The following is a 21,159-nucleotide window of genomic DNA, read 5'->3' as shown; positions in this document are numbered from 1 at the left end:
GCAGTCGGGCGTGTTTCTTGGTTACTTCTTTGCACGGGCAAAGAAGTAACTCGGGGCGCGCTGGCGAGTCAGCGCCTGGCAGGCGGCTCGACGAAAGCACCGTAAACACCCGATGCCGAACCAGGGCCAGCCACAACAAGCCTGTCGGCCGGTCGAAGGCACCGTAAACACCGGATGACGAACCAGGCCTAGCCTTCGCCAAACGCAGCCCCTACCGGCTAGAGGTCGCGCAGCCCCAGCACATCCTGCATGTCGAACAGCCCATTGCCAGCGCCGGCCAGCCAGACCGCCGCACGCACCGCACCGGAGGCGAACACCGTGCGACTGGAGGCCTTGTGGGTAATCTCCACACGCTCGCCATCACCCGCAAACAGAGTCGTGTGCTCGCCGACGATGTCGCCGCCGCGCACCGTGGCAAAACCGATAGTGCGCCGGTCACGGGCTCCGGTCTGGCCCTCGCGCCCGTAGACGGCGTCCTGCTCCAGATCGCGGCCCAGGGTCTCCGCGACCACACGCCCGAGCTTCAGCGCGGTACCGGAGGGCGCGTCCACCTTGTGCCGGTGATGGGCCTCCAGGATCTCCACATCCACGCTGTCGCCCAGCGCCCGCGCGGCCAGCTCCACCAGCTTGAAGGTCAGATTGACCCCGACACTCATGTTCGGCGCATAGACGATCGGCAGATCCCCTGCCGCCGCCTGCAAGCGCTGCTCCTGCTCCGCATCCAGCCCGGTGGTGCCGATCACCAGTGCCTTTCCGGCGTTCGCACACAGCTCCAGGTGCTGCATGGTCGCCTGCGGCGAGGTGAAATCGATCAGCACATCGAAATCGTCGGTAACCGTCGCCAGATCCTCGACCAGGCGCACCCGGCCCTCCGCGCCCACCGCCTGACCGATGGTCTCGCTGCCGGGGCGCTCACTGGCCGCCCCCAGCTGGGCATCGGGGTGTTCGTCCACCGCCTGCACCAGGTTCTGGCCCATGCGCCCGCCGGCGCCCGCAATCGCAATTCGAATCATCTTTGTTCCATCCAGTGCTATCGGTCCATCGGGTTACGCGCACCCTACGAAGCTTTGCCCCGGCACGCCAGTTACAGGGTTCGCACCGGGGTGCGGAAACGCCATTCGCCATACACCGAGGCGATCACCCCGGCCGCGGCCAGGAACGCCGCGAACACATACACCGAGGCTGGGCTGATGCCATCCCACAGATAGCCGGCCACCAGGGATCCCGAGGCACCGCCCAACCCGAAGGCCAGCGACGAATACAGCGCCTGCCCGCGCCCCTGCAACCGCCCGGGGAAGAAATAGTGGATCAGCGAGATCGCCGCCGCGTGGTACACCCCGTAGCTGGCCGCATGCAGGATCTGAATGAACAGCAGCATCGGCAACGAATCCGGGACCGCCGCCAGCAGCCCCCAGCGCAGCGTGGTCAACACCAGCGCCGCCGACACCAGCAACCAGGCCCCAAAACGCAGGATCAGCCGCGGCATCAACAGGAACAGCACCACCTCGGCCGCCACCCCCAGTGCCCACAGCTGCCCGGCCACCGAGCGCGAGTAGCCGGCCTGTTCCAGGTACAGGGTAAAGAAGGCGTAGTACGGCCCGTGGCTCGCTTGCATGAAGAAGCAGGCCACAAACAACGCGATCACCTCGGGGCGGCGCAGCACGGTTAGCAGGGGCGGGGCGTTATTGTCCTCGTCGAGGTTGCGCGCCGGCTCGCGCACGAACTGCGACGCCACCACCACCGCGATCAGCACCGCCAGCACGATCCACGGCAGCCAGGCCACGGCGATCCGGTCGAAGGCCCAGCCCAGCACCGCAACCGCCACGATGAAGCCGACCGAGCCCCACAGCCGGACCAGCGCATACCGATGCGCGTCCCGCCCCAGCGACCGCATGGTGGTGGCCTCGAACTGCGGCAGGATCGCGTTCCAGAAGAAACTGTAGGCGGCCATCACCACCGCGAGCCACCAGTACCCGGTGTACAGCAGCACGCCGGTGAAGGCGACCGCCCCGCCCAACGCACCCCAGCGGGCGATCGGCATGTGCGCGCCGGCACGATCCGCGAGCCAGCCCCAGACGTTGGGCGCAATGATCTTGGTCGCCAGCACGATCGCCATCAGCTCGCCGATCTGGGCGCCGCTGAACCCCTCCTCGGAGAGGTACGGCCCCCAGAACGGCATGAAGGCGCCGAGGCTGGCGAAGTAGAAGAAGTAGACCGCGGACAGGCGCGCGTTCTGCGTCACTGCCATGAGGGGACCGCTACACGATCAGGACGACACGGCCGAAGGCCGCGTCATTCGCCGGGATGGTCGCGCAGCTCCAGCCCCGAGTCCGGGACATCGGCGTTCTGCGCACGGTGACGCAGGGCGTGGTCCATCAGCACCAGCGCCATCATCGCCTCGGCGATCGGGGTCGCGCGGATGCCCACGCAGGGGTCGTGCCGCCCCTTGGTGACCACCTCCACCGGCTCGCCGGCGGTGTTGATGCTGCGCCCGGGCAGACGGATGCTGGACGTCGGCTTCATGGCAATGCTGGCCTGCACCGCCTGACCGGTGCTGATCCCGCCCAGCACGCCGCCGGCGTGGTTGGACAGAAAGCCCTCGGGGGTGATCTCGTCGCGGTGCTCGGTGCCGCGCTGGGTCACGGATTCGAAACCCGCGCCGATCTCCACGCCCTTCACCGCGTTGATGCTCATCAGCGCGTGCGCCAGGTCGGCGTCCAGGCGGTCGAACACCGGCTCGCCCCAGCCAGCCGGCACCCCGGTCGCCTCGACCGTCACCCGTGCCCCGATGGAATCGCCCGACTTGCGCAGGGCGTCCATGTACTCCTCCAGTTCCACGACCTTGTCCGGATCCGGGGAGAAGAACGGGTTGTCGTTCGCGATCTCCGGCTGCTTCGGCTCCAGCTCGATCGGGCCGAGCTGCGACAACCAACCGCGGATGGTGATCCCGTAGCGCTGCTCGAGATAGCGCCGCGCGATGCCGCCGGCCGCTACCCGCAGCGCGGTCTCGCGCGCAGAACTGCGCCCGCCGCCGCGGTAATCACGCACGCCGTATTTCTGGTGATAGGTGTAGTCCGCATGCCCCGGGCGGAAGCGGTCCTGGATGTCGCCGTAATCCTTGGAGCGCTGATCGACGTTCTCGATCAGCAGCCCGATCGGCGTACCCGTGGTACTCCCCTCGAACACCCCCGACAGAATACGGACCTGATCCGGCTCGCGACGCTGGGTGGTGTGGCGCGACTGGCCCGGCCGGCGGCGATCCAGGTCAAACTGCAGATCCGCCTCGCAAAGCTCCAGACCGGGCGGACAACCGTCCACCACCGCGCCCAGGGCCGGCCCGTGACTTTCACCAAAGGTACTGACGACGAACAGTCGCCCAAAGCTGTTTCCCGACATGCGCGTAGTGTAGCCGCGCCATGCCCGCCTGTCGCCTGTTCCCCCACCCAGCGGCCGGTCGGCGACGGGCGGAATGGCACGCTCGGCAACCACGTCCCCTATCTGCCATGATCGACGTGCAGCACCCATAACCAGAAAGGAGGAACCCATGACGAATTCCCTGACCCGCCTGGTGACCGGCACCGCCGCGGCCCTGTGCCTCGGCCTCGCCAGCAGCGCCCAGGCCGATGTCTATACCCAGCGCTTCATGACCCTGGAACTGGCCAACGACATCGCCATGGGCGCCGTCGAGGCCTGCCGCGAAATGGGCCACCAGACCGCGGTGGTCGTGGTTGATCGCGCCGGCAACGACCAAGTGGTCCTGCGCGACCGCATGGCCGGCGTGCAGACCATCCAGATTGCCGGCGACAAGGCCCGGGCCGTGACCATGTCCGGCACCACCTCCGCCAACTTCCGCGACAACCGCGAAGACATCCGCATGGAGATGAACCACGTGGATGGCATCATCATGCTGGCCGGCGGCCTGCCAATCGAAGCGGCCGGCAGCATGCTCGGAGCGGTCGGCGTGTCCGGTGCGCCCGGCGGCGATCTCGACGAGGAATGCGCCCAGGCCGGGATCGACCGGGTCCAGGAACGCCTCGACTTCGCCATGTAAGCATTGCGGGTGCCAGGGAACGGCGCCCGCCCCCAGGAAAACACCATGACCGACACCCCCCGCCCCGCCCCGAAACGCATCTCGCCGGTGGAGACCTACGAGCGTCTGCAGGCACGCCCGCGCGACCTGCTGATCGACGTCCGCTCAACCATGGAGTATCTGTTCGTCGGCCATCCGACCGGCTCCATCCACATCCCGTGGATCGACGAACCCGACTGGACCGTGAACCCACAGTTCGTGCCCCAGGTGCGCAAGCTGCTGCTGGGCGGCGTCAGCGATCACAGCGAAGAAGCACCGGCCCTGTACCTGATCTGCCGCAGCGGCAAGCGCACGCTGGACGCCGGGCAGGCCCTGGTGGACGCCGGCATCGAGCATGTCTTCTCGGTGGACGAAGGCTTCGAAGGACCGCTGGACGAGAACCACAAGCGCTCCACTCGGGGTGGCTGGCGCTACCACGGCCTGCCCTGGGAGCAGTGCTGAGGCCCGCGACGGATCCCCTACAGCCACGGGGGTTGCGCGCACCCCGGGGGGTTTGGTTCATAATGAACTCGGACGCGTCACTGCGGCGTTCGATTGTGGCCCGGTGGTACCCTTGAGCCTTAATTTTTCACCACGGGACCGAGTACTTCCGTTTCGCTGTGCATGTCCGTCTTCGAGCGGAAAGCCTAAAGATCCGGAGACTTCTCCCACCTGAGCCCTAGGTTCAAGGTCAAGGGCCACGCCGGCGCCTGCGGGGCGCGTCCACTTCTTTATTGATCCCGATTTCCTTTATGTCTGCGGAAACCGACTCCGTTCAAGATTCGCTATCGCCCGACGATCTGCGTGCCCTGCGTCTGCGCCTGCGCCGCGCGCGGGCGGCTTTGTCGGATGCCCAGCTCGACCACCACTCTGCCGCCATTTGCGGACATCTGCTGCGCTGGTTCGAGCGCTGGAAGCCGCATTGTGTCGGCGCCTATCGCGGCCTGCGCGGCGAGGTCGACCTGACCCCACTGACTGTCGCCCTGGCCCGGCGCGGCACACGCATCGCCCTGCCGGTGATGGACGACAAACGCCCCGGGCACATGCATTTCCACACCTGGGCCCCGGGCGATGCGCTGTGCCACAACGGCTTCGGTATCGCCGAACCCTGTCCGGACGCCCCACGCATTTGGCGCCGCGAGATGCAGGTGGTGCTGATGCCGCTGGTGGCCTTTGACACCGCCGGCAACCGCATGGGCATGGGTGCGGGCTACTACGACCGCTACTTCGCCCGGCGTCGCTTCGGCATGCGCCGGCCGAAGCTGATTGGCGTGGCCCACTCGCTGCAGGGCGTCCCGGCGCTGCCGACTCGCCCCTGGGACGTCCCGCTGGATGGCGTCGTCACCGAGCAGGGCTGGCATGCGCTGCCAGACCGCGCGCGGCACAATACGCACACCTGACCACACCCCTTATTTGGCACGAGGAGCCCGCATGGCCTACTGGCTGATGAAGTCCGAGCCCGACGAGTTCAGCATCGACGACCTGGAACGCGTCGGCGTGGAGCCGTGGGACGGCATCCGCAACTACCAGGTGCGCAACATGATGCGCGACGAGATGAAGAAAGGCGATCTCGCCTTCTTCTACCACTCCAACGCCAAGCCGCCGGGCATCGTCGGCATCCTGCGCATCGAGAAAGAGGCCTATCCGGACACCTGCGCCTTCGACCCCGAAGACCCGCACTACGACCCAAAGAGCGACCCGGACAACCCGCGCTGGCTGCGCGTGGACGTCGCCTTCGAGGAAAAATTCGGCGACATCATCACCCTCGACTGGCTGAAGCAGCAGCCGCAGCTCGAGGACTGCCCGCTGGTGCGCCGCGGCAACCGGTTGTCGGTAATGCCCATCACCCAGGACCAGTGGGACTTCATCCTGAGCCACGCCCAGCGCGGGAAGTAACCGCGTGGCCACGCTCTACCACTTCCCGCACGATGCGAAGGCCGACCGCCTGCGCCTGGCCTGCGGCTACAAGGGTGTCGCGCTGGAGACCCGCGCGCTGGACTGGTTCGACGACGAGACCTTCTTCGAACTGGGCGTGGCCCGCCAGTCCCCGATCCTGCAAACCGACGACGGTACGCTGCACACCGACACGGTCACGGCACTGCGCGATATCGACCACCTGTTCCCGACCGGCGAGCCACTCTCCGACGGCGTCATCACCGAGGACGCCTGGCAGGCCCTGGTGGACTGGCGCGCCAAGGTGGAGATCGTGCTGGACCGGCTCTACGCCCCGCTGGCGCCGGGCTTTCACGGCATCGGCGAGAGCGCCGAGGCCCTGGCCGATTTCAAGGCGCATGTGCAGCACCGCTTCGGCCTGTCGCTGGAGGAGCTGGCCAACGACCGCTACGACGGCTACAACCAGCTCGCCAAGCTGAGCCACCTGCCGGAACTGGCCAAGCACCTGGCCGCCAACCGCTTCTACCTCGGCCACCCGTCGATCGCCGACTGCGTGATCGCCGCCGACCTCTACCCGCTACAAATGCACGACGGCATCAACCTGCCGGTCGACATGCTCTACTACCTCCGCCGCGTCGAGGAGACCTTCAACACCCCCCTCAACACCCACTGGCTCGCCCGCTGAAGACCATGTGGGAGCGGCCTTGGCCGCGAAACGGCGGTAGGCGCTGGCGCAGGCACGCTCCCACTGGACTGCTTGCTACATCGACGAAAGGAGCAGCAACGATCAGGCCGCCGCAAAGCGCCGGATATGATTCTCGTCCCGAGCCGCGGCCCGGGCCAGATCGTAGTTGGTCTGCATCGTGAGCCAGTGGCGTGCCTCGCCGATTCCCCCACTCTCCAGACGCACCGCAAAATCCGGTGAAATGGCGGCGTGTTCGTTGAGAACACGCGAGACCGCGTTGCGGGACATCCCCAGATGCTGCGCAAACTCCGTCACCGAAAGACCCAGCCCCGGCAGCACACGCCGGCGCAGGATCCGCCCGGGGTGGGGCGGGTTCCGCATCGCCGCGTCTTCCTGAAGGTCAGTGGTAATCTTCATAATCCACCTGATCCGCATCGTCGCCACTGAAAGGGAAGGTGACGACCCAGTTGCCGTTCACATGCACCGAGAAAAAGCCGGCGCGATCCCCACGCAGCGGATGAAAATCCATGCCCGGGAGATCTAGGGAAACACTGATCAATGTACACACTCGCGCTCGAGTCGCTTTTGCGCGCGAACAAGGCGCGGCGACTGCCGTGCAGTCACTCTGCACAAGGGAACCGCAACGCCGTGCGCGCGCAAAAGCGACCGAGCCCCTTGCATTCAATGGCTTGTGAGGTTGGCACCCCAGGTTCCCCGATCCTGCGTTGCGCCGCTGGCGGGTAGAACCACTACCCGCTGCACGACGCGCCTTGTCTCGGAAAACCTGGGGTGCCAACGCGAGCGTGTACATTGATCAGTGTTTCCCTAGCTGTCCGGGATGGGTCGCTGCATCCAGCAGCGCGAGAATGTCTTCCAGGTCTTCCACATGGTCCGCCGGCAACCCACGGCGATCGCCGCTCGCATACAAGCGTTTTAGTCCCTTGTGACGAATCTTCCTGATCATCGGCCTTCCTTGGCACGCAACTTCGACTGTAATCCGTAACGTTACGGTGGTCAATGCAATCCACTGACAAGCGGCTCAGCCAAAGCGGTAGTGCTTGCGGATGTCGCGGTGGATCTCCCAGGTGCAGTCCATGCCCTCGGGGAAGGTGACCAGGTCGCCCTCGCCGACCGTGACCGGCTCGCCGCCGTCCGGGGTCACCGTGACCTGGCCTTCCAGGATGTAGCAGACCTCGCGCTCGTCGTAGTGCCAGGGGAAGGTCGAGATCTCCTTCTCCCAGACCGGCCAGTCGAACACCCCCAGGCGTTCCAGGTGGTCGTGGTCCGGGCGATGAATCACTTCGATGGACATGACAGCCTCCTCAATACCGAGAGCACGCGAGCCTAAACCCAACGCGTTCGCAGACCAACCGGCGGCCCGGTCAAACACCCGGGCGCGGGCCTGCCCGAGCCGCACCTCCGAAGCGCCGCAGCAGCAGGAGCACGAACGCCCCCACGCCGAGGGCGGCCGGCAGGAATTCCAGCCACTGGCCAAGGCCCCAGGCCATGTAGCCGGTGACCAGCGCCCACAGCAGCGGGATGATCGCCAGCACCAGGGGCGGACGCGACGGCACCAGCAAAAGCATCCCCAGGGTCAGCAGCATCACCGGTCCCGGGACCACGCCGACATATTGCAGCTGCGTCCAGGGCGTTTCGGCCAGCGCGGCGTCCAGAAGTGGGTACCCCACGAAGGCATGGGCGATCAGCACCATCGCGGCCCCTCCCCCCAGCCGGCCGGGCCAGCCGAAGCGGGCCTGGCCCATCAGGGTCAGCGCGAACACCAGCATCAGGCCCTGGGCCACGAACACTCCGGCCAGCCATTCGGCGGCGAAGTGGAACGGCGCCAGCGAACCGCCGAAGAAGGCCACCCCGGTCCAGATCCACAGCACGCCCAGCAACAGGCCAATGACACGGCCAGCCGCACGCGAACCCGGAACCACCAGCCCCACAGCCACCAGTGCGAGCAGTGCGCCGATCCCGTGCAGGGGCCAGATCGCGGTGTTGTACTGGCCCAGGATCGCCAGCCAGGTCGAGGCCTCAAACGGCAGCATGTCGGCTCCCCGGTCGCAAGGATTCGGAGGCCAACCCTACAGGTCCTGCACGTACGCGACCATGCGGCTGCGCATTCCGGCGTCCGGCATGGGGCCGTACAGCGCGCCCATGTTCTCCTCCATGTGCGCCACCACCGAGGTCGCGGGGATCGCACAGGTCACGTCCGGGTGCGAGACGATGAACTTGAGCAGGAACTGCGGCCAGTTCTCGCATTCGATCTCCGCCGCCCAGTCCGGCAGCGGATGCCCCGCGAACTGGTTGATCAGCGCCTTGCGCCGAAACGGGCGGTTCGCGATCACCGCCACCCCGCGTTCCCGCGCCAGCGGCAACAGGCGCTGTTCCGCTTCGCGATCCAGGACGTTGTAGGTCAGCTGCACGAAGTCCAGGTCCTCGCGCCGCAGGATGCGCTCCAGCTCGTCGTGGCGCCGCCCGTGCGAGGTGGTCACACCGATATAGCGAACCTCCCCCGCCTCACGGCGCTCGCGCAGGGTTTCCAGGTGCGCCTCCCAGTTCTGCAGGTTGTGCACCTGCTGCAGGTCCAGGGTGTCGACACCCCACAGATCCCGCGACTCCGAATGCTGGTCGCGGCCGGTCGAGGTGCTGCGCGTCCAGATCTTGGTCGCCGAGAACACACCCTCCGGATGGCCCAGTTCGCGCAGGCCGTGACCGACCACCGCCTCCGCGCGCCCGTACATCGGCGAGGAGTCGATCATCCCGCCGCCACGGCGGACAAAGGTATCCAGGATGCGGGTACGCACCGCCAGCGCTTCCGGATCCTCCGGCACGTTGAAGGTAATCCACGTCCCCATCCCGATCACCGGGATCTCCTCCCCGGAAGACGGGATCGGCTTGCGCTGCGGCTCACGCCCCTCGGCGGTCCCACCGACAAGGGGCCACCCGGCCCCGGCCGCCACCGCGGACCCGGCCATCCAGCGCAGGAAGGATCGGCGTGAACGCCGCGGGGATGGATGTTTCATGGCAGGTGATCACCGAAGAAGACTCCATCCGTGGGCCATCCGGCCGCGCCACAAGTTCCCTATGCGACGGCCTGCAGGTGCCGGGCCAGCGCCGAGACCAGCGGTTTCATGAAGTATCGACCATCCGGTACCACGGTGGGGGTAATACCGTGAGCGTGCAGTTCATCCGCCACCACGGGGCCAATCGCCGCGACGATGGTGCGCCGCAACGCCTCCCGCAATGCATCCTGACGATCCTCGGCCTGGCCGACCCGCAGCAGACGCCGGACCTGGGCCTGGCTGGTAAAGGCGATCGCATCCACCTCTCCTGCGATCAGGGCTGCAATCAGCTCGCTCACACGCCCCGTCTCGGCGGCATCCGCGTAGCGGTAGGGCCAGACCAGGAACACCTCCGCGCCCGCCGCCCTCAGGAAATCCAGCAGGCGGCGGTTGGGCTCCGCACCGTAGAGCTGCACACCGATACGTTGTCCGTGCAGGTCCTGAGCGGACAGGGTCTGGATGATCCCTTCGGTGGTCGGTGCCGCCGCCACCGCATCGGGCCGCACACCGAACGGTTTCATCGCGCGGCCGGGTTTGGGGCCCCGTACCAGCGTCGGGGTTCCGGCCACGGCCGTCAGCCAGGTAGCCTCGCACCCGGCGCGCCGAGCAAAGCCGGTCAGCCGAGTAAACCCCTCCCCCGTCAGGAAGATCAGCCGATCGAACGGGGCATCGATGGCGGTTGCCAGCCAGGACTCGATGGCCGCCTGGTCGAGGCTGTCGTGGATGGCGACCAGCGGGCAGCGCCACACCTCGGCCCCGCGCCGCTCCAGCAGCCCGGCAAACACCTCCAGTGCACGGCTCTCCGGGAGCGCGACCCGGACGCCGGCCAGCCCGCCAGAGACCGCATGCGTACGATCCTCCAATCCGCTCACGCCGCGCTCGCGGTCACGACACCGGATGCCGGCATCAGCTGCGGGAACGTCGTGGCCGACCCGGCATCCGGCCGGAACCAGTCCAGGCGCTGATGGCAGGCGGCGACCTCGCCGATCACGATCAGGCTGGGCGAGCCGACCTGATCGCGTTCGGCGCGGGCGGCCAGGGTATCCAACGTGCCGGTCACGACACGCTGACGGGCGGTCGTGCCGTTCTCGATGATCGCGGCCGGGGTCCGCCCGGCACGGCCCGCACCCTTGAGCCCCCGGCAGATCTCCCCCAGCCCCTTGCGGCCCATATAGAACACCAGCGTCTCGCGGGTGTTCGTCAGCTGCGACCAGTCCACGTCCAGCCGGCCCTCGCGGGTATGGCCAGTAATGAAGCGCACGGACTGGGCATGATCACGGTGGGTTAGCGGGATGCCCGAATAGGCGGCACAGCCACTGGCCGCGGTGATGCCGGGCACCACCTGATAGGCCACGCCGTCGCGGGCGAGCACGTCCAGCTCCTCGCCGCCGCGGCCGAACACGAACGGGTCGCCGCCCTTCAGTCGCGCCACGCGCTTGCCCTCGCGCGCCAGCCGCGAGAGCAGTTCGCTGATCGCCTCCTGCGGCACGCAGTGATGATCGCGCTCCTTGCCGACATAGAAGCGCTCGGCCTCGCGCCGGGCCAGGTTCACCACCTCCGAGGACACCAGGCGGTCGTAGACGACCACGTCCGCCTGCTGCAACAGACGCAACGCGCGGAAGGTCAGCAGGTCCGGATCACCCGGCCCGGCGCCGATCAGATAGACCTCGCCCGGCGTGGCGGCATCCGCTTCATTCAATTCCTGTTCCAGACGCTCTGCGGCCGCATCCATACGTCCGGCCAGCGCCAGCTCGGTGGCCGGCCCGGCAAACGCACGCTCCCAGAAGGCCCGCCGCGCGTTCACACTGTCGAAATGGGCGCGCACCCGGTCGCGCAGGCGACCGGCGAGATCCGCCAGGCGCCCATAGCCGGACGGAATCAGGCTCTCGATCTTCGCGCGCAGCAGACGCACCAGCACCGGGGCACGGCCACCGGAGCCGATCGCGATGGTCAGCGGGCCGCGTTCGACGATGGCCGGCAGGATGAAGCTGCAAAGCTCGAGCTGGTCCGCCACGTTCACCGGGATCGAGCGCGCAACACAGTCCTCCGAGACCTGGCGGTTAACCTGCTCGTTGTCGGTCGCGGCGATCACGATCGCCACCTGCCCCAGGTACTCGGTTCGGTAGGTACCCGGCTCGCGGGTGATCGACTCCGGGTGCTCGCGCAACAAGCGCTCGGCGGCATCACTGTAGTCAGGGGCTCGCAGGCGCACCCGCGCCCCGGCCTCCAGCAGCAGCGCCGCCTTGCGCGCGGCCACCGGACCGCCCCCGACCACCAGGGCCTGGCGGCCGTGCAACTGCATATAGATCGGCAGGTGTTCCATGCTCATCCCTCCCGCGCCACGGGATCCGTGGGCGCCTCGGATTCTTCATTCAACAGGGTCTGGATCTCGGGGCGGCAGGAGCCGCAGTTGGTGCCGGCCTCGAGGCAGGCACCCACGGCCTCGCAGCTCGCCAGCCCCTGCTCGCGAATCGCCGTGCGGATGCGCGTCTCGTCCACGCCGAAGCAGGCGCAGACCATGCGCCCGCGTGCGGCCTGGCCGTTCGGCGGACACCCCGTGAGCAGGGCCATGCGTTCGTCATCGGTGATCGACTCGGCCGCGAACAGACCGCCCAGCCATTCGCGCTCGGGCAGGCCGCGGTCGGGACCCGCGAACAGCACGCAGGCAAGCCGGCCCTCGTGAATACGCGCGGCGCGGTAGCGACCACCCGCCGGGTCGGCGAACTCCAGCCACTCGCCGGGGCCGTCCAGCCGTGCCCGCCAGTCGGCGATCTCGGGTGGCGCGCCACGCCCGGCCAGTTCAAAGCGCAGATGCCGCGGCCCGCGCGCGGTCACCGCGTAGTCGGCCTCCGGGAGACTCACCGGCTCGCGGCTCAGCACGAAGCCGTGCCAGCCCATCGCCGCCGGGCGCACCGAGACGGCCGTGTGCTTGAACGCCGGCTGCCCGGAGACCGGATCGACATGCGCGGGCACCAGGGCATCCACCCGCGCCAGCCGCGCGATCGGCCGGCTCCAGTGCATCGGCACGAACACGCTGCCGGGGCGTTGCTCGCGGCTCACCTGCACCCGCGCCAGCAGGTGCCCGTGACGGCTGGTCACCGCGGCCAGATCACCCGCCTGCACACGAAACAGCCCGGCATCTACCGGATGGATCTCGACGAACGGCTCCGACTGATGCGCGCTCAGGCGCGGCGTCCGCGCGGTGCGGGTCATGCTGTGCCACTGGTCGCGGATGCGCCCGGTGTTCAGGCGCAGGGGGTACTCGGCGTCGATCGAGTCGGTGGGTGCGCGCGGATCGACGGCCACGAGGTGCGCACGGCCGCTGGGGGTGAAGAAGCGCCCGTCCCCGAACAGATGCGTGGTCCCGATCTCGCTGCCAGCCGGGAGCGGCCACTGCACGGGCTCCAGGACGTCGTACCCGGCGGCCGAAAGATCTGCCAGCGCGCCGATGTCGAAGTCACGCCTGCCCTCGTTTTCGAACGCGGACAGGGCCGCATGCTCGCGGAAAATCTCCACCGGTTGCGTATAGGGGAAGGCCTCGGCAAAGCCCAGGCGGCGGGCGACCTCGGCCAACGCCCACCAGTCGTGACGCGCCTCGCCCGGGGGTTCCCGGAACGGGCGCTGGCGCGAGATGCGCCGCTCGGAATTGGTCACCGTGCCGTCCTTCTCGCCCCAGGTGGTCGCCGGCAACAGCACGTCGGCCACGCGGGTCGTCTCGGTCTCGTGCACGCAGTCGGAGACCACGACCAGCGGGCAGTCGCGCAGGGCCCGCTCGAAGCGTTCGGCTTCGGGCAGGCTGAACAAGGGGTTGGTGCCGATGATCCAGATCGCCTTCACCTGCCCCGATTCAACCGCGCGGAACAGATCCAGCGCCTTGAGCCCCGGCTTGCGGGCGAGATTCGGTGCATTCCAGAAGCGGCTTACGCGATCCAGGGACATTTCGTCGAAGCCCATGTGCGCGGCCAACTGGCTGGCGAGTCCGCCAACCTCGCGCCCACCCATCGCATTGGGCTGACCGGTCAGCGAAAACGGGCCCATGCCCGGGCGCCCGATGCGCCCGCTGGCCAGATGCACGTTGAGGATCGTCCCGGCCTTGTCCACGCCGCTGTCGGACTGGTTGATGCCCTGGCAGAACGCGGTAACCGTCCGCTCCGTTCGCGCGAACCAGCGGAAGAAGGTGGCCACCGCCTCGGGATCCAGTTCGCAGGCCTCAGCGGTCACGGCAATCGACGGACTGGAGGCGCGGGCTGCCGCCAGGGCGTCGGCGAAGCCATCGACGTGGCGTTCCAGGAATGCCGGGTCCAGCGCATCCTCGCGGCGCAGGTGATCCAGCAGGCCGTTGAACAACCAGGCATCCGTGCCCGGCGCCAGCGGCAGGTGCAGATCGGCCGCCTGGGCAGTGGCCGTGCGCCGCGGATCGATCACCACCAGCTTCATCTCCGGGCGCGCCGCGCGGGCGGCCTGCAGGCGCTGGAACAGCACCGGATGCGCCCACGCCATGTTCGAACCGACCACCACGACCAGGTCCGCCTGTTCGAAGTCGGTGTAGCTGCCCGGCACGCCATCCATGCCGAAGGCGCGGGTGTGTGCGGCCACGGCCGTGGACATGCAAAGCCGCGAGTTGGTGTCGATGTTGGCCGAGCCGACGAAGCCCTTCATCAGCTTGTTGGCAACAAAGTAGTCCTCGGTCAGAATCTGCCCGGAGACGTACAGCGCCACCGCGTCGGGCCCATACCGGTCGATCACGTCGCGAAAGCCGCCCGCGACATGATCCAGCGCCGTATCCCAGTCGACGCGCGCGCCCTCGATCTCCGGATGCAACAGCCGCCCCTCGTCCCCCAGTGTCTCGGCCAGCGCCGCGCCCTTGGAACACAGGCGCCCGGCGTTCGCCGGATGGGAGGAGTCGCCGCGCACCTCCACCGGAAACTCGGCTCCCGGCGTCGCGGTCACCTCCACGCCGCAGCCCACCCCGCAATAAGGGCAGGTGGTGCGGGTCACGGCGTCGGATGTGGCCATCTCAGCCCGCCTCGCGGCAGTCAACCACCGGCGCCGCGTCCGAATCGGTGGCGGAGGCGGCCAGGTCCAGCCACACCTGGCCCTCGGTCACGCGGACCGGGAAGGCATGTGTGCAGCCCGAATCCGCGCCCGTGGCCGCGCCGGACGGCAGGTCGATCACCCAGTTGTGCAGTGGACAGGTCACACGTTCGCCGTGGACGATGCCCTGCGACAACGGCCCACCCTTATGCGGGCACTGGTCGCGCAGGGCGAAGACGCGGTCGTCCGCGGTTCGGAACACGGCGATATCGCCGTTGGGGCCAGCAACGACCCGCGCGCCCAGCGGCGGGATCTCGTCGAGATGGCAGATCGCGGTCCAGCTCATGCCGACACCTCCGGACGCGGGGTCCCCGGCGTGCCATCCGCCGGCCGGATGGGGATGAACTCATGCGCCGCATGGCCGGCGGCCCGCTCGGCCCAGGGATCCACCTGCGCCACCTCCTGCGACTGAAGGAAGCGGGCGTACAGCGCGGCACGGTTCTCGGCGTCGTCCACCAGGCGTTCCTTCACCTGCGTCAGCCCGACACGCTCGATCCAGGGCGCGGTGCGCTCCAGGTAGCGGGCGCTTTCGCGGTAGAGCTGCATGAAGGCCCCGGCGTATTCGAGCACCTCGGCCTCGGTCTCCACCTTGCAGAGGAAGTCGGTCGCGCGGACCTTCACCCCGCCGTTACCGCCGACGTGCAGCTCGTAGCCGGAGTCCACGCAGACCACGCCAAGGTCCTTGATCGTCGCCTCGGCGCAGTTACGCGGGCAGCCGGAGACGGCCATCTTGAACTTGTGCGGCGTCCACGATCCCCAGCTCATCCGTTCCAGCTGGATGCCGAGACCGGTGGAGTCCTGGGTGCCGAAACGGCACCACTCGGAGCCAACACAGGTCTTCACCGTACGCAGGGCCTTGCCGTAGGCATGGCCGGAGACGAACCCGGCCTGGCCGAGATCGCGCCACATGGCTGGCAGATCGCTCTTTTCCACGCCCAGCAGGTCGATGCGCTGACCACCGGTGAACTTGACCGTGGGCACCTCGTAGCGCTCGGCCACCTCGGCGATCGCGCGCAGCTCGGCCGGCGTGGTCACCCCGCCCCAGATGCGCGGGATCACCGAGTAGGTCCCGTCCTTCTGGATGTTGCCGTGGGCGCGCTCGTTGATGAAGCGCGACTGCGCGTCGTCCTGGTACTCCTTCGGCCAGGCCGCCAGCAGGTAGTAGTTGAGCGCCGGGCGGCAGACGTGACAGCCGTTCGGGGTCTTCCAGTCGAGCGCCGCGAATACCGCGTCCATCGTCTTCAGGCCGTCGCGGGCGATCGCCGCGCGGACTTCGTCGTGACTGTGGTCGGTGCAGGCGCAGACAGGCTTTTTCGCCGGGGCGTCGGAGTAGTCACCGCCCAGCGTGGTCGCCAGCAGCGACTCGACCAGTCCGGTGCAGGAACCGCAGGAGTTCGAGGCCTTGGTGTGGGCGCGAACGTCCTCCAGCGTGAACAGCTTGTGCTCGCTGATCGCCTGGACGATATCCCCCTTGCACACACCGTTGCAGCCGCAGATCTCGGCGTTGTCCGGCATCGCCGCCACGCGCGAGGCCTCGTCGCCGTGGCCGGAGTCGCCGATATGCGCCTGGCCGAACAGCAGGTTCTCGCGGATATCGGCGACCGGCGTGCCATCGCGCATCAACTGGAAGTACCAGGAGCCATCCAGGGTGTCGCCGTAGAGCACCGCGCCCTGGATGCGATTGTCCTTCAGCACCAGGCGCTTGTAGACGCCGCGCGCGGCGTCCTGGAACACCAGATCCTCGGTGGTCTCGTCACCGGTGAAGTCGCCGGCGGAGAACAGGTCGATCCCGGTCACCTTGAGCTTGGTCGAGGTCATCGAGCCCTCGTAGCGCCCAATGCCGTACTCCGCGAGGTGATTGGCGCAGACCTTGGCCTGTTCCCACAGCGGCGCGACCAGGCCATAGGTCGTGCCGCGATGCTGCACGCACTCCCCGACCGCGTAGATCGCCGGGTCATACGTCTGCATCGTGTCGTTCACTACCACACCGCGCTCACAGTGCAGCCCGGCGGACTCGGCCAGCGCGGTATTCGGGCGGATGCCGACCGCCATCACCACCAGATCGGTGTGTACCTCACTGCCATCGGCAAAGCGCACGCCGGTGACCCGCTCGTCCCCGAGGATCGCCTGGGTCTGGTGCGCCATGCGAAAGTCCATGCCGCGCTCCTCCAGCGAGGCGCGCAGCATGCCGGACGCCGCAGGGTCCAGCTGGCGCTCCATCAGGTGATCCATCAGATGCACCACGGTCACGTCCATGCCCTGGCGCATCAGGCCGTTCGCGGCCTCCAGCCCCAGCAGGCCACCGCCGATGACCACCGCTCGCCGATGCTCACGGCTGGAGGCCAGCATCGCGTCGACATCGTGGATGTCGCGAAAGCCCACCACGCCGTCGAGATCGGCACCCGGAATCGGGATCATCACCGGATCCGAGCCGGTCGCCAGCAGCAGCCGGTCATACGGCGCCTCGGTGCCGTCCTCGGCGATCACCCGACGACCGACGCGGTCGATCCGCTCGACGCGCTTGCCCTTGTGCAGGGTGATCCCGTGCTCGGCATACCAGGCATCGTCGTTCAGCATGATCTCGTCGACGGTCTTCTCCGAGGCCAGCACCGGCGAGAGCATGATGCGGTTGTAGTTGCCCCAGGGCTCGGCGCCGAACACGGTGATGTCGTACATGTCGGGCTTGAGCTTCAGCAGCTCCTCGACCGTGCGCATCCCGGCCATGCCGTTGCCGATCAGGACCAGCCGCGGCTTGTCGTTTGACGTGTTCATTACGCAGCCTCCGCTTCCGGGTTCTTGTGACGCTCGTGGAGGAAGCGCAGGACTTCGGCCCGGTAGTGGTTGTACTGCGGGTTGTCGGCCATCGCCAGACGCTCGCGCGGTTTGGGCAGGTCAATCTCCAGGATCTCGCCGATGGTCGCGGCCGGGCCGTTGGTCATCATCACGATGCGGTCGGACAGCAGCACGGCCTCGTCCACGTCGTGGGTGACCATCAGCACGGTGTTGCCCAGATCCGACTGGATGCGCATCACCTCATCCTGCAGGTGGGCCCGGGTCAGCGCGTCCAGCGCACCGAACGGCTCGTCCATCAGCAGTACCTTCGGCTCCATCGCCAGTGCCCGGGCGATGCCGACACGCTGCTTCATGCCTCCGGAGATTTCGTCCGGGCGCTTGTCGAGTGCGTGGCCCATGCCGACCATCTCCAGCGTCTGCAGGATCCACTCGCGACGCTCGGCCGCCGACTTGGTGCCCTTGAAGGTCTTGTCCACCGCCAGGGCGACGTTGTCGCGCACCGTCAGCCAGGGCAGCAGCGAGTGGTTCTGGAACACCACGCTGCGATCCGGTCCCGGCTTGCTGACTTCACGCCCGTCCAGGATCACCGCGCCGGTGCTGGTCTCCAGCAACCCGGCGACGATGTTGAGCACCGTCGACTTGCCGCAGCCGGAGTGGCCGATGATGGAGATGAACTCGCCGCGTTCCACGTGCAGGTCGACGTCGCGCAGCACCTCGGTAGCCGAAGGCCCTTCGCCAAAGGTCTTGTGGACGTGTTCGATGGAGAGATAGCTGGTCATGATGTTTCTCCTGTAAGGGGCCGGCTCAGCCGGCCTGCGTGCCACGGGTAACCCAGTTGCCGACGATGGCAACCAGACGGTCGAGGAAGAACCCGACCAGGCCGACGTAGACGAGCGCGAGCACGATGTCGCTGAGCATGGAGGCGTTCCAGGCATCCCAGATAAAGAAGCCGATGCCAACACCACCGATCAGCATCTCGGCGGCCACGATCGCCAGCCAGGCGAGACCGATCCCGATGCGCAAACCGGAAAAGACATACGGCGCGGCGGCCGGGAGCATGATCTTGGTGAAGTACTCGAAGCCGTTCAGGCGCAGCACGCGGGCCACGTTCACGTAGTCCTGCGAGATATTCCGGATACCGACGGAGGTGTTGATGATGATCGGCCAGATCGCGGTGATGAAGATCACGAAGATCGCCGACGGATTGCTGGCCTGGAACGCGGCCAGCGAGATCGGCAGCCAGGCCAGAGGCGGCACGGTACGCAGGACCTGGAACAGCGGGTCGAGTCCGCGCATCGCCCAGGTGGACTGGCCCACCAGCACGCCCAGGCCGATACCGGCGACTACCGCCAGCGCATAGCCGTAGGCCACGCGCTCCAGGCTGGCCAGCAACTGCCAGGCCATGCCGACGTCGTTACCGCCGTAGTCATAGAAGGGATTGACGATCAGTTCCCAGGTGTCGGTAATCACCTGGCTCGGGGCGGGCAACACGGCTCCCGGGGAGGACGCCATCATCTCCCAGATAAGCAAAAAAAGCGCCGTGACGACCACCGGCGGCACCACGACCGCGGCAGTATTGCGCAGGCGCCGGGCCCAGGCCCCGGGATCTGCCCCGGGGCGCGGCTGGGGCCTGGCCGCAATGGTGGTGGCCTTCCGGGCCACGGGCCGGGTGGGCGACGCGTCGGCCGCCGGGCGTTCGCGCCCGGAGCCAAAGGTCAGGGTGCGGTCGAGAATGGCACTCATCGCGAAATCCTCTTGAATCGTTTGTTCGGGGGTCAGTCGGGCAACGCGTCAGGACGCGAGCGCCTTGATGTCCAGGCTGTCGAGATAGGCCTGCGGGTTCTCCGGGTCGAAGACCTTGCCGTCGAAGAACGTTTCCTTGCCGCGCGAGGTGGACTCGGGGATGTCGGCGCCGTCGATGCCGAGCGCCTCGGCGGCCTCGCGCCAGATGTCCTCGCGGTTCACCTCGTCCACCAGCGCCGGCATGTCCAGGTCCGGCGGCAGATAGCCCCAGCGGATGTCCTCGGTGAGGAACCACAAGTCGTGGCTCTTGAACGGGTAGGAGGCCTGGTCCTTCCAGTAGCGCATCTGGTCGGGGTGATCCTCGACCACGCGTCCGGTGCCGTAGTCGAAGTTCCCCTGCATGCGGTCGATGATGTCGCCGTACGGGGCGTGGATGTAGCGCCGGCGCGAGCAGATCTCGGCGACCTCCTCCTTGTTCACCGGGTCCTCGCAGTACATCTGCGCCTCCATCACCGCCATGGTCAGGGCGCGCGCCGCGTTCGGATGAGCCTCCACCCAGTCGGCACGCATGCCCAGCGCCTTCTCCGGGTGGTTGTGCCACAGTTCGCCGGTGGTGTTGGCGGTGTAGCCGATGCCCTGATTGATCAGCTGCATGTTCCACGGCTCGCAGACACAAAAGGTGTCCATGGACCCGACGCGCATGTTGGCAACCATCTGCGCCGGCGGGACCACGATGGTGGCGATGTCGCGGTCCGGATCGATCCCGCCGGCGGCCATCCAGTAGCGGATCCACAGATCATGGGTCCCGCCCGGGAAGGTCATCGCCGCACGAATGTCGTCACCGCCGGCGGCCTTCTCGGCCAGGGCGCCCTTGAACTCCGTGGTGTCGGTGCCGACCTTCAGGTCCGCGTACTCGTCCCCGACCGAGATGCACTGCCCGGCCAGGTTCAGTCGCGCGAGGATCGTCATCGGCGTGCCCCGGCGATGGATCAGGTAGGGCATTGGCGTGAGGATGTGCGAGCCATCGATTCCGCCGCGTTGCGACCCCAGATCCAGGTTGTCGCGCACCGTGCCCCAGGAGGACTGCTTCAGCACCTGCACATCGGGCATGCCGTGAGCGGCGAAAAAGCCCTTCTCCAATGCAATGAACAGCGGTGCGGCATCCGTCAGCGCGATGAAGCCGAGCTTCGCCTCGGTGGTCTCCGGCTTGCCATTGCCGGCCTTCGCATAGCCCCAGGGCGCCGCGCCCGAAAGGCCCATTGCCGTGGCGCCGATTCCGGCGGCCATGCCGCCCAGGAAACGCCGGCGCGACAGGCCGGAGGTGTTCTTCGTGTCGTTCGTTTGATCGGTCATTACGGGTTCACTCCCCTTGTCAGCAAACACATCCCAAAAACGAAAAAAGGCGTCGCATCAGCCCGGCCGCTTGTGCAGCCGGGTGATGGACGCCTTTGTCCAGTCTCACGGGAGCCCCGGTCATCGGGTCTCCCTGTTGTCAGGCGACGAACCGCCGTTGGCTCGTCTTGCCCATACTCCTGCAGGAGGTGTGCCAATTAGCCGTTGCTAGGCGACCCTGCGGGAAACAATCGCCACGTGGCGCGGAAAAATCGGATGGTTTCGAACACCGGGTCGAACGCTTGCGGGAAGCCCGAAGTCCGGAAGCCGATCCCTAAGGCACCAGCCTGGGGCGCACTTGCGGTGCAGTTGACCTGCAATAGTGCGCTGCCAGAGGGCGACCTAACCCGCCGTAGGAGCCGCCTTGGCGGCGAAGCCCCTGCCCGCGCCGGACTTTGGCAGGGGCTTCGCCGCCAAGGCGG

General features: G+C 67.6%; 22 protein-coding genes, 1 other RNA gene and 1 pseudogene. 7 read left to right on the top strand and 17 right to left on the bottom strand.

Annotated elements, in window-relative coordinates; genetic code table 11:
• Nucleotides 1–218: 218 nt before the first annotated feature.
• The 3 genes from dapB to aroC all read right to left on the bottom strand — a co-directional run bounded on the left by dapB (nucleotide 219) and on the right by aroC (nucleotide 3,396).
• Nucleotides 219–1,013 (bottom strand): 4-hydroxy-tetrahydrodipicolinate reductase, encoded by a 795-nt coding sequence (gene dapB, locus B0684_RS02640; protein WP_018146247.1) that lies wholly within the window; start codon nucleotides 1,011–1,013, stop codon nucleotides 219–221.
• A 71-nt stretch (nucleotides 1,014–1,084) separates the two neighbouring features.
• A complete protein-coding gene (locus B0684_RS02635) occupies nucleotides 1,085–2,248 on the bottom strand; it encodes an MFS transporter (protein WP_018167910.1) in 1,164 nt (387 codons plus the stop codon).
• Between the two features lie 44 nt (nucleotides 2,249–2,292).
• Complete coding sequence (aroC, locus tag B0684_RS02630) at nucleotides 2,293–3,396, bottom strand: chorismate synthase (protein ID WP_018167911.1); 1,104 nt, start codon at nucleotides 3,394–3,396, stop codon at nucleotides 2,293–2,295.
• A 148-nt stretch (nucleotides 3,397–3,544) separates the two neighbouring features.
• Between aroC and B0684_RS02625 the strand changes: the two genes are divergently transcribed.
• The 6 genes from B0684_RS02625 to B0684_RS02600 all read left to right on the top strand — a co-directional run bounded on the left by B0684_RS02625 (nucleotide 3,545) and on the right by B0684_RS02600 (nucleotide 6,647).
• Nucleotides 3,545–4,051: a GlcG/HbpS family heme-binding protein gene (locus B0684_RS02625; protein WP_018167912.1), complete on the top strand. Its 507-nt coding sequence runs from the start codon at nucleotides 3,545–3,547 to the stop codon at nucleotides 4,049–4,051.
• 45 nt (nucleotides 4,052–4,096) lie between these two features.
• Nucleotides 4,097–4,531 carry a rhodanese-like domain-containing protein gene (locus tag B0684_RS02620; protein ID WP_018167913.1) on the top strand — a complete coding sequence of 145 codons (435 nt, stop codon included), beginning with the start codon at nucleotides 4,097–4,099 and terminating at the stop codon, nucleotides 4,529–4,531.
• A 74-nt stretch (nucleotides 4,532–4,605) separates the two neighbouring features.
• Nucleotides 4,606–4,791, top strand: a non-coding RNA gene (ssrS, locus tag B0684_RS02615) — 6S RNA.
• Nucleotides 4,792–4,821: 30 nt separating this feature from the next.
• Nucleotides 4,822–5,469, top strand: coding sequence for a 5-formyltetrahydrofolate cyclo-ligase (locus B0684_RS02610; RefSeq protein ID WP_018167914.1), 648 nt, complete (start codon nucleotides 4,822–4,824; stop codon nucleotides 5,467–5,469).
• Between the two features lie 31 nt (nucleotides 5,470–5,500).
• Nucleotides 5,501–5,965, top strand: coding sequence for an EVE domain-containing protein (locus B0684_RS02605; protein WP_018176468.1), 465 nt, complete (start codon nucleotides 5,501–5,503; stop codon nucleotides 5,963–5,965).
• Nucleotides 5,966–5,969: 4 nt separating this feature from the next.
• Complete coding sequence (locus tag B0684_RS02600; RefSeq protein ID WP_018176469.1) at nucleotides 5,970–6,647, top strand: glutathione S-transferase family protein; 678 nt, start codon at nucleotides 5,970–5,972, stop codon at nucleotides 6,645–6,647.
• Between the two features lie 102 nt (nucleotides 6,648–6,749).
• On the opposite strand, the gene B0684_RS02595 is transcribed toward B0684_RS02600, so the two are convergent.
• Together B0684_RS02595 and B0684_RS02590 are read right to left on the bottom strand one after the other, a co-directional pair.
• A complete protein-coding gene (locus B0684_RS02595; RefSeq protein ID WP_018176470.1) occupies nucleotides 6,750–7,028 on the bottom strand; it encodes a HigA family addiction module antitoxin in 279 nt (92 codons plus the stop codon).
• A gap of 19 nt (nucleotides 7,029–7,047) precedes the next feature.
• Entirely contained in the window at nucleotides 7,048–7,176 is a 129-nt protein-coding gene (locus B0684_RS02590) for a type II toxin-antitoxin system RelE/ParE family toxin (RefSeq protein ID WP_018176471.1), read from the bottom strand.
• 90 nt (nucleotides 7,177–7,266) lie between these two features.
• Between B0684_RS02590 and B0684_RS14070 the strand changes: the two are divergent.
• Nucleotides 7,267–7,461: pseudogene (locus B0684_RS14070) on the top strand (hypothetical protein); the annotation flags it as partial.
• Here the strand turns inward: B0684_RS14070 and B0684_RS13855 are convergent.
• From B0684_RS13855 to B0684_RS02535, 12 genes are all read right to left on the bottom strand, one after another.
• Nucleotides 7,462–7,611: a hypothetical protein gene (locus tag B0684_RS13855; RefSeq protein WP_018176472.1), complete on the bottom strand. Its 150-nt coding sequence runs from the start codon at nucleotides 7,609–7,611 to the stop codon at nucleotides 7,462–7,464.
• 75 nt (nucleotides 7,612–7,686) lie between these two features.
• Complete coding sequence (locus B0684_RS02585; RefSeq protein ID WP_018167919.1) at nucleotides 7,687–7,959, bottom strand: cupin domain-containing protein; 273 nt, start codon at nucleotides 7,957–7,959, stop codon at nucleotides 7,687–7,689.
• Between the two features lie 70 nt (nucleotides 7,960–8,029).
• A complete protein-coding gene (locus B0684_RS02580; RefSeq protein ID WP_018650401.1) occupies nucleotides 8,030–8,698 on the bottom strand; it encodes a DUF6064 family protein in 669 nt (222 codons plus the stop codon).
• Between the two features lie 36 nt (nucleotides 8,699–8,734).
• Entirely contained in the window at nucleotides 8,735–9,676 is a 942-nt protein-coding gene (locus B0684_RS02575) for an aldo/keto reductase (protein WP_018176474.1), read from the bottom strand.
• 59 nt (nucleotides 9,677–9,735) lie between these two features.
• A complete protein-coding gene (locus B0684_RS02570) occupies nucleotides 9,736–10,587 on the bottom strand; it encodes a uroporphyrinogen-III synthase (RefSeq protein WP_018167922.1) in 852 nt (283 codons plus the stop codon).
• Entirely contained in the window at nucleotides 10,584–12,038 is a 1,455-nt protein-coding gene (cysG, locus tag B0684_RS02565) for a siroheme synthase CysG (protein WP_018167923.1), read from the bottom strand. Before cysG ends, B0684_RS02570 begins: the two co-directional genes overlap by 4 nt.
• Before the next feature lie 2 nt (nucleotides 12,039–12,040).
• Complete coding sequence (locus B0684_RS02560) at nucleotides 12,041–14,731, bottom strand: nitrate reductase (protein ID WP_018650402.1); 2,691 nt, start codon at nucleotides 14,729–14,731, stop codon at nucleotides 12,041–12,043.
• Nucleotide 14,732: 1 nt separating this feature from the next.
• Nucleotides 14,733–15,095: a nitrite reductase small subunit NirD gene (nirD, locus tag B0684_RS02555; RefSeq protein ID WP_018167925.1), complete on the bottom strand. Its 363-nt coding sequence runs from the start codon at nucleotides 15,093–15,095 to the stop codon at nucleotides 14,733–14,735.
• Nucleotides 15,092–17,581: a nitrite reductase large subunit NirB gene (gene nirB / locus B0684_RS02550; protein ID WP_018650403.1), complete on the bottom strand. Its 2,490-nt coding sequence runs from the start codon at nucleotides 17,579–17,581 to the stop codon at nucleotides 15,092–15,094. The genes nirD and nirB overlap by 4 nt, the downstream gene beginning before the upstream one ends.
• A complete protein-coding gene (locus B0684_RS02545) occupies nucleotides 17,581–18,381 on the bottom strand; it encodes an ABC transporter ATP-binding protein (RefSeq protein WP_018650404.1) in 801 nt (266 codons plus the stop codon). Before B0684_RS02545 ends, nirB begins: the two co-directional genes overlap by 1 nt.
• A gap of 25 nt (nucleotides 18,382–18,406) precedes the next feature.
• The gene (gene ntrB, locus B0684_RS02540) at nucleotides 18,407–19,345 is read right to left on the bottom strand and encodes a nitrate ABC transporter permease (RefSeq protein WP_018167927.1); all 939 of its coding nucleotides are present in this window, start codon (nucleotides 19,343–19,345) and stop codon (nucleotides 18,407–18,409) included.
• 48 nt (nucleotides 19,346–19,393) lie between these two features.
• Entirely contained in the window at nucleotides 19,394–20,698 is a 1,305-nt protein-coding gene (locus B0684_RS02535) for a CmpA/NrtA family ABC transporter substrate-binding protein (protein WP_018167928.1), read from the bottom strand.
• Between the last annotated feature and the right edge of the window lie 461 nt (nucleotides 20,699–21,159).

Origin of the sequence: Thioalkalivibrio versutus (genome assembly GCF_001999325.1) — a bacterium.
Taxonomy (GTDB): Bacteria; Pseudomonadota; Gammaproteobacteria; order Ectothiorhodospirales; family Ectothiorhodospiraceae; genus Thioalkalivibrio; species Thioalkalivibrio versutus.
This window is presented reverse-complemented; position numbering and strand designations above follow the sequence as displayed.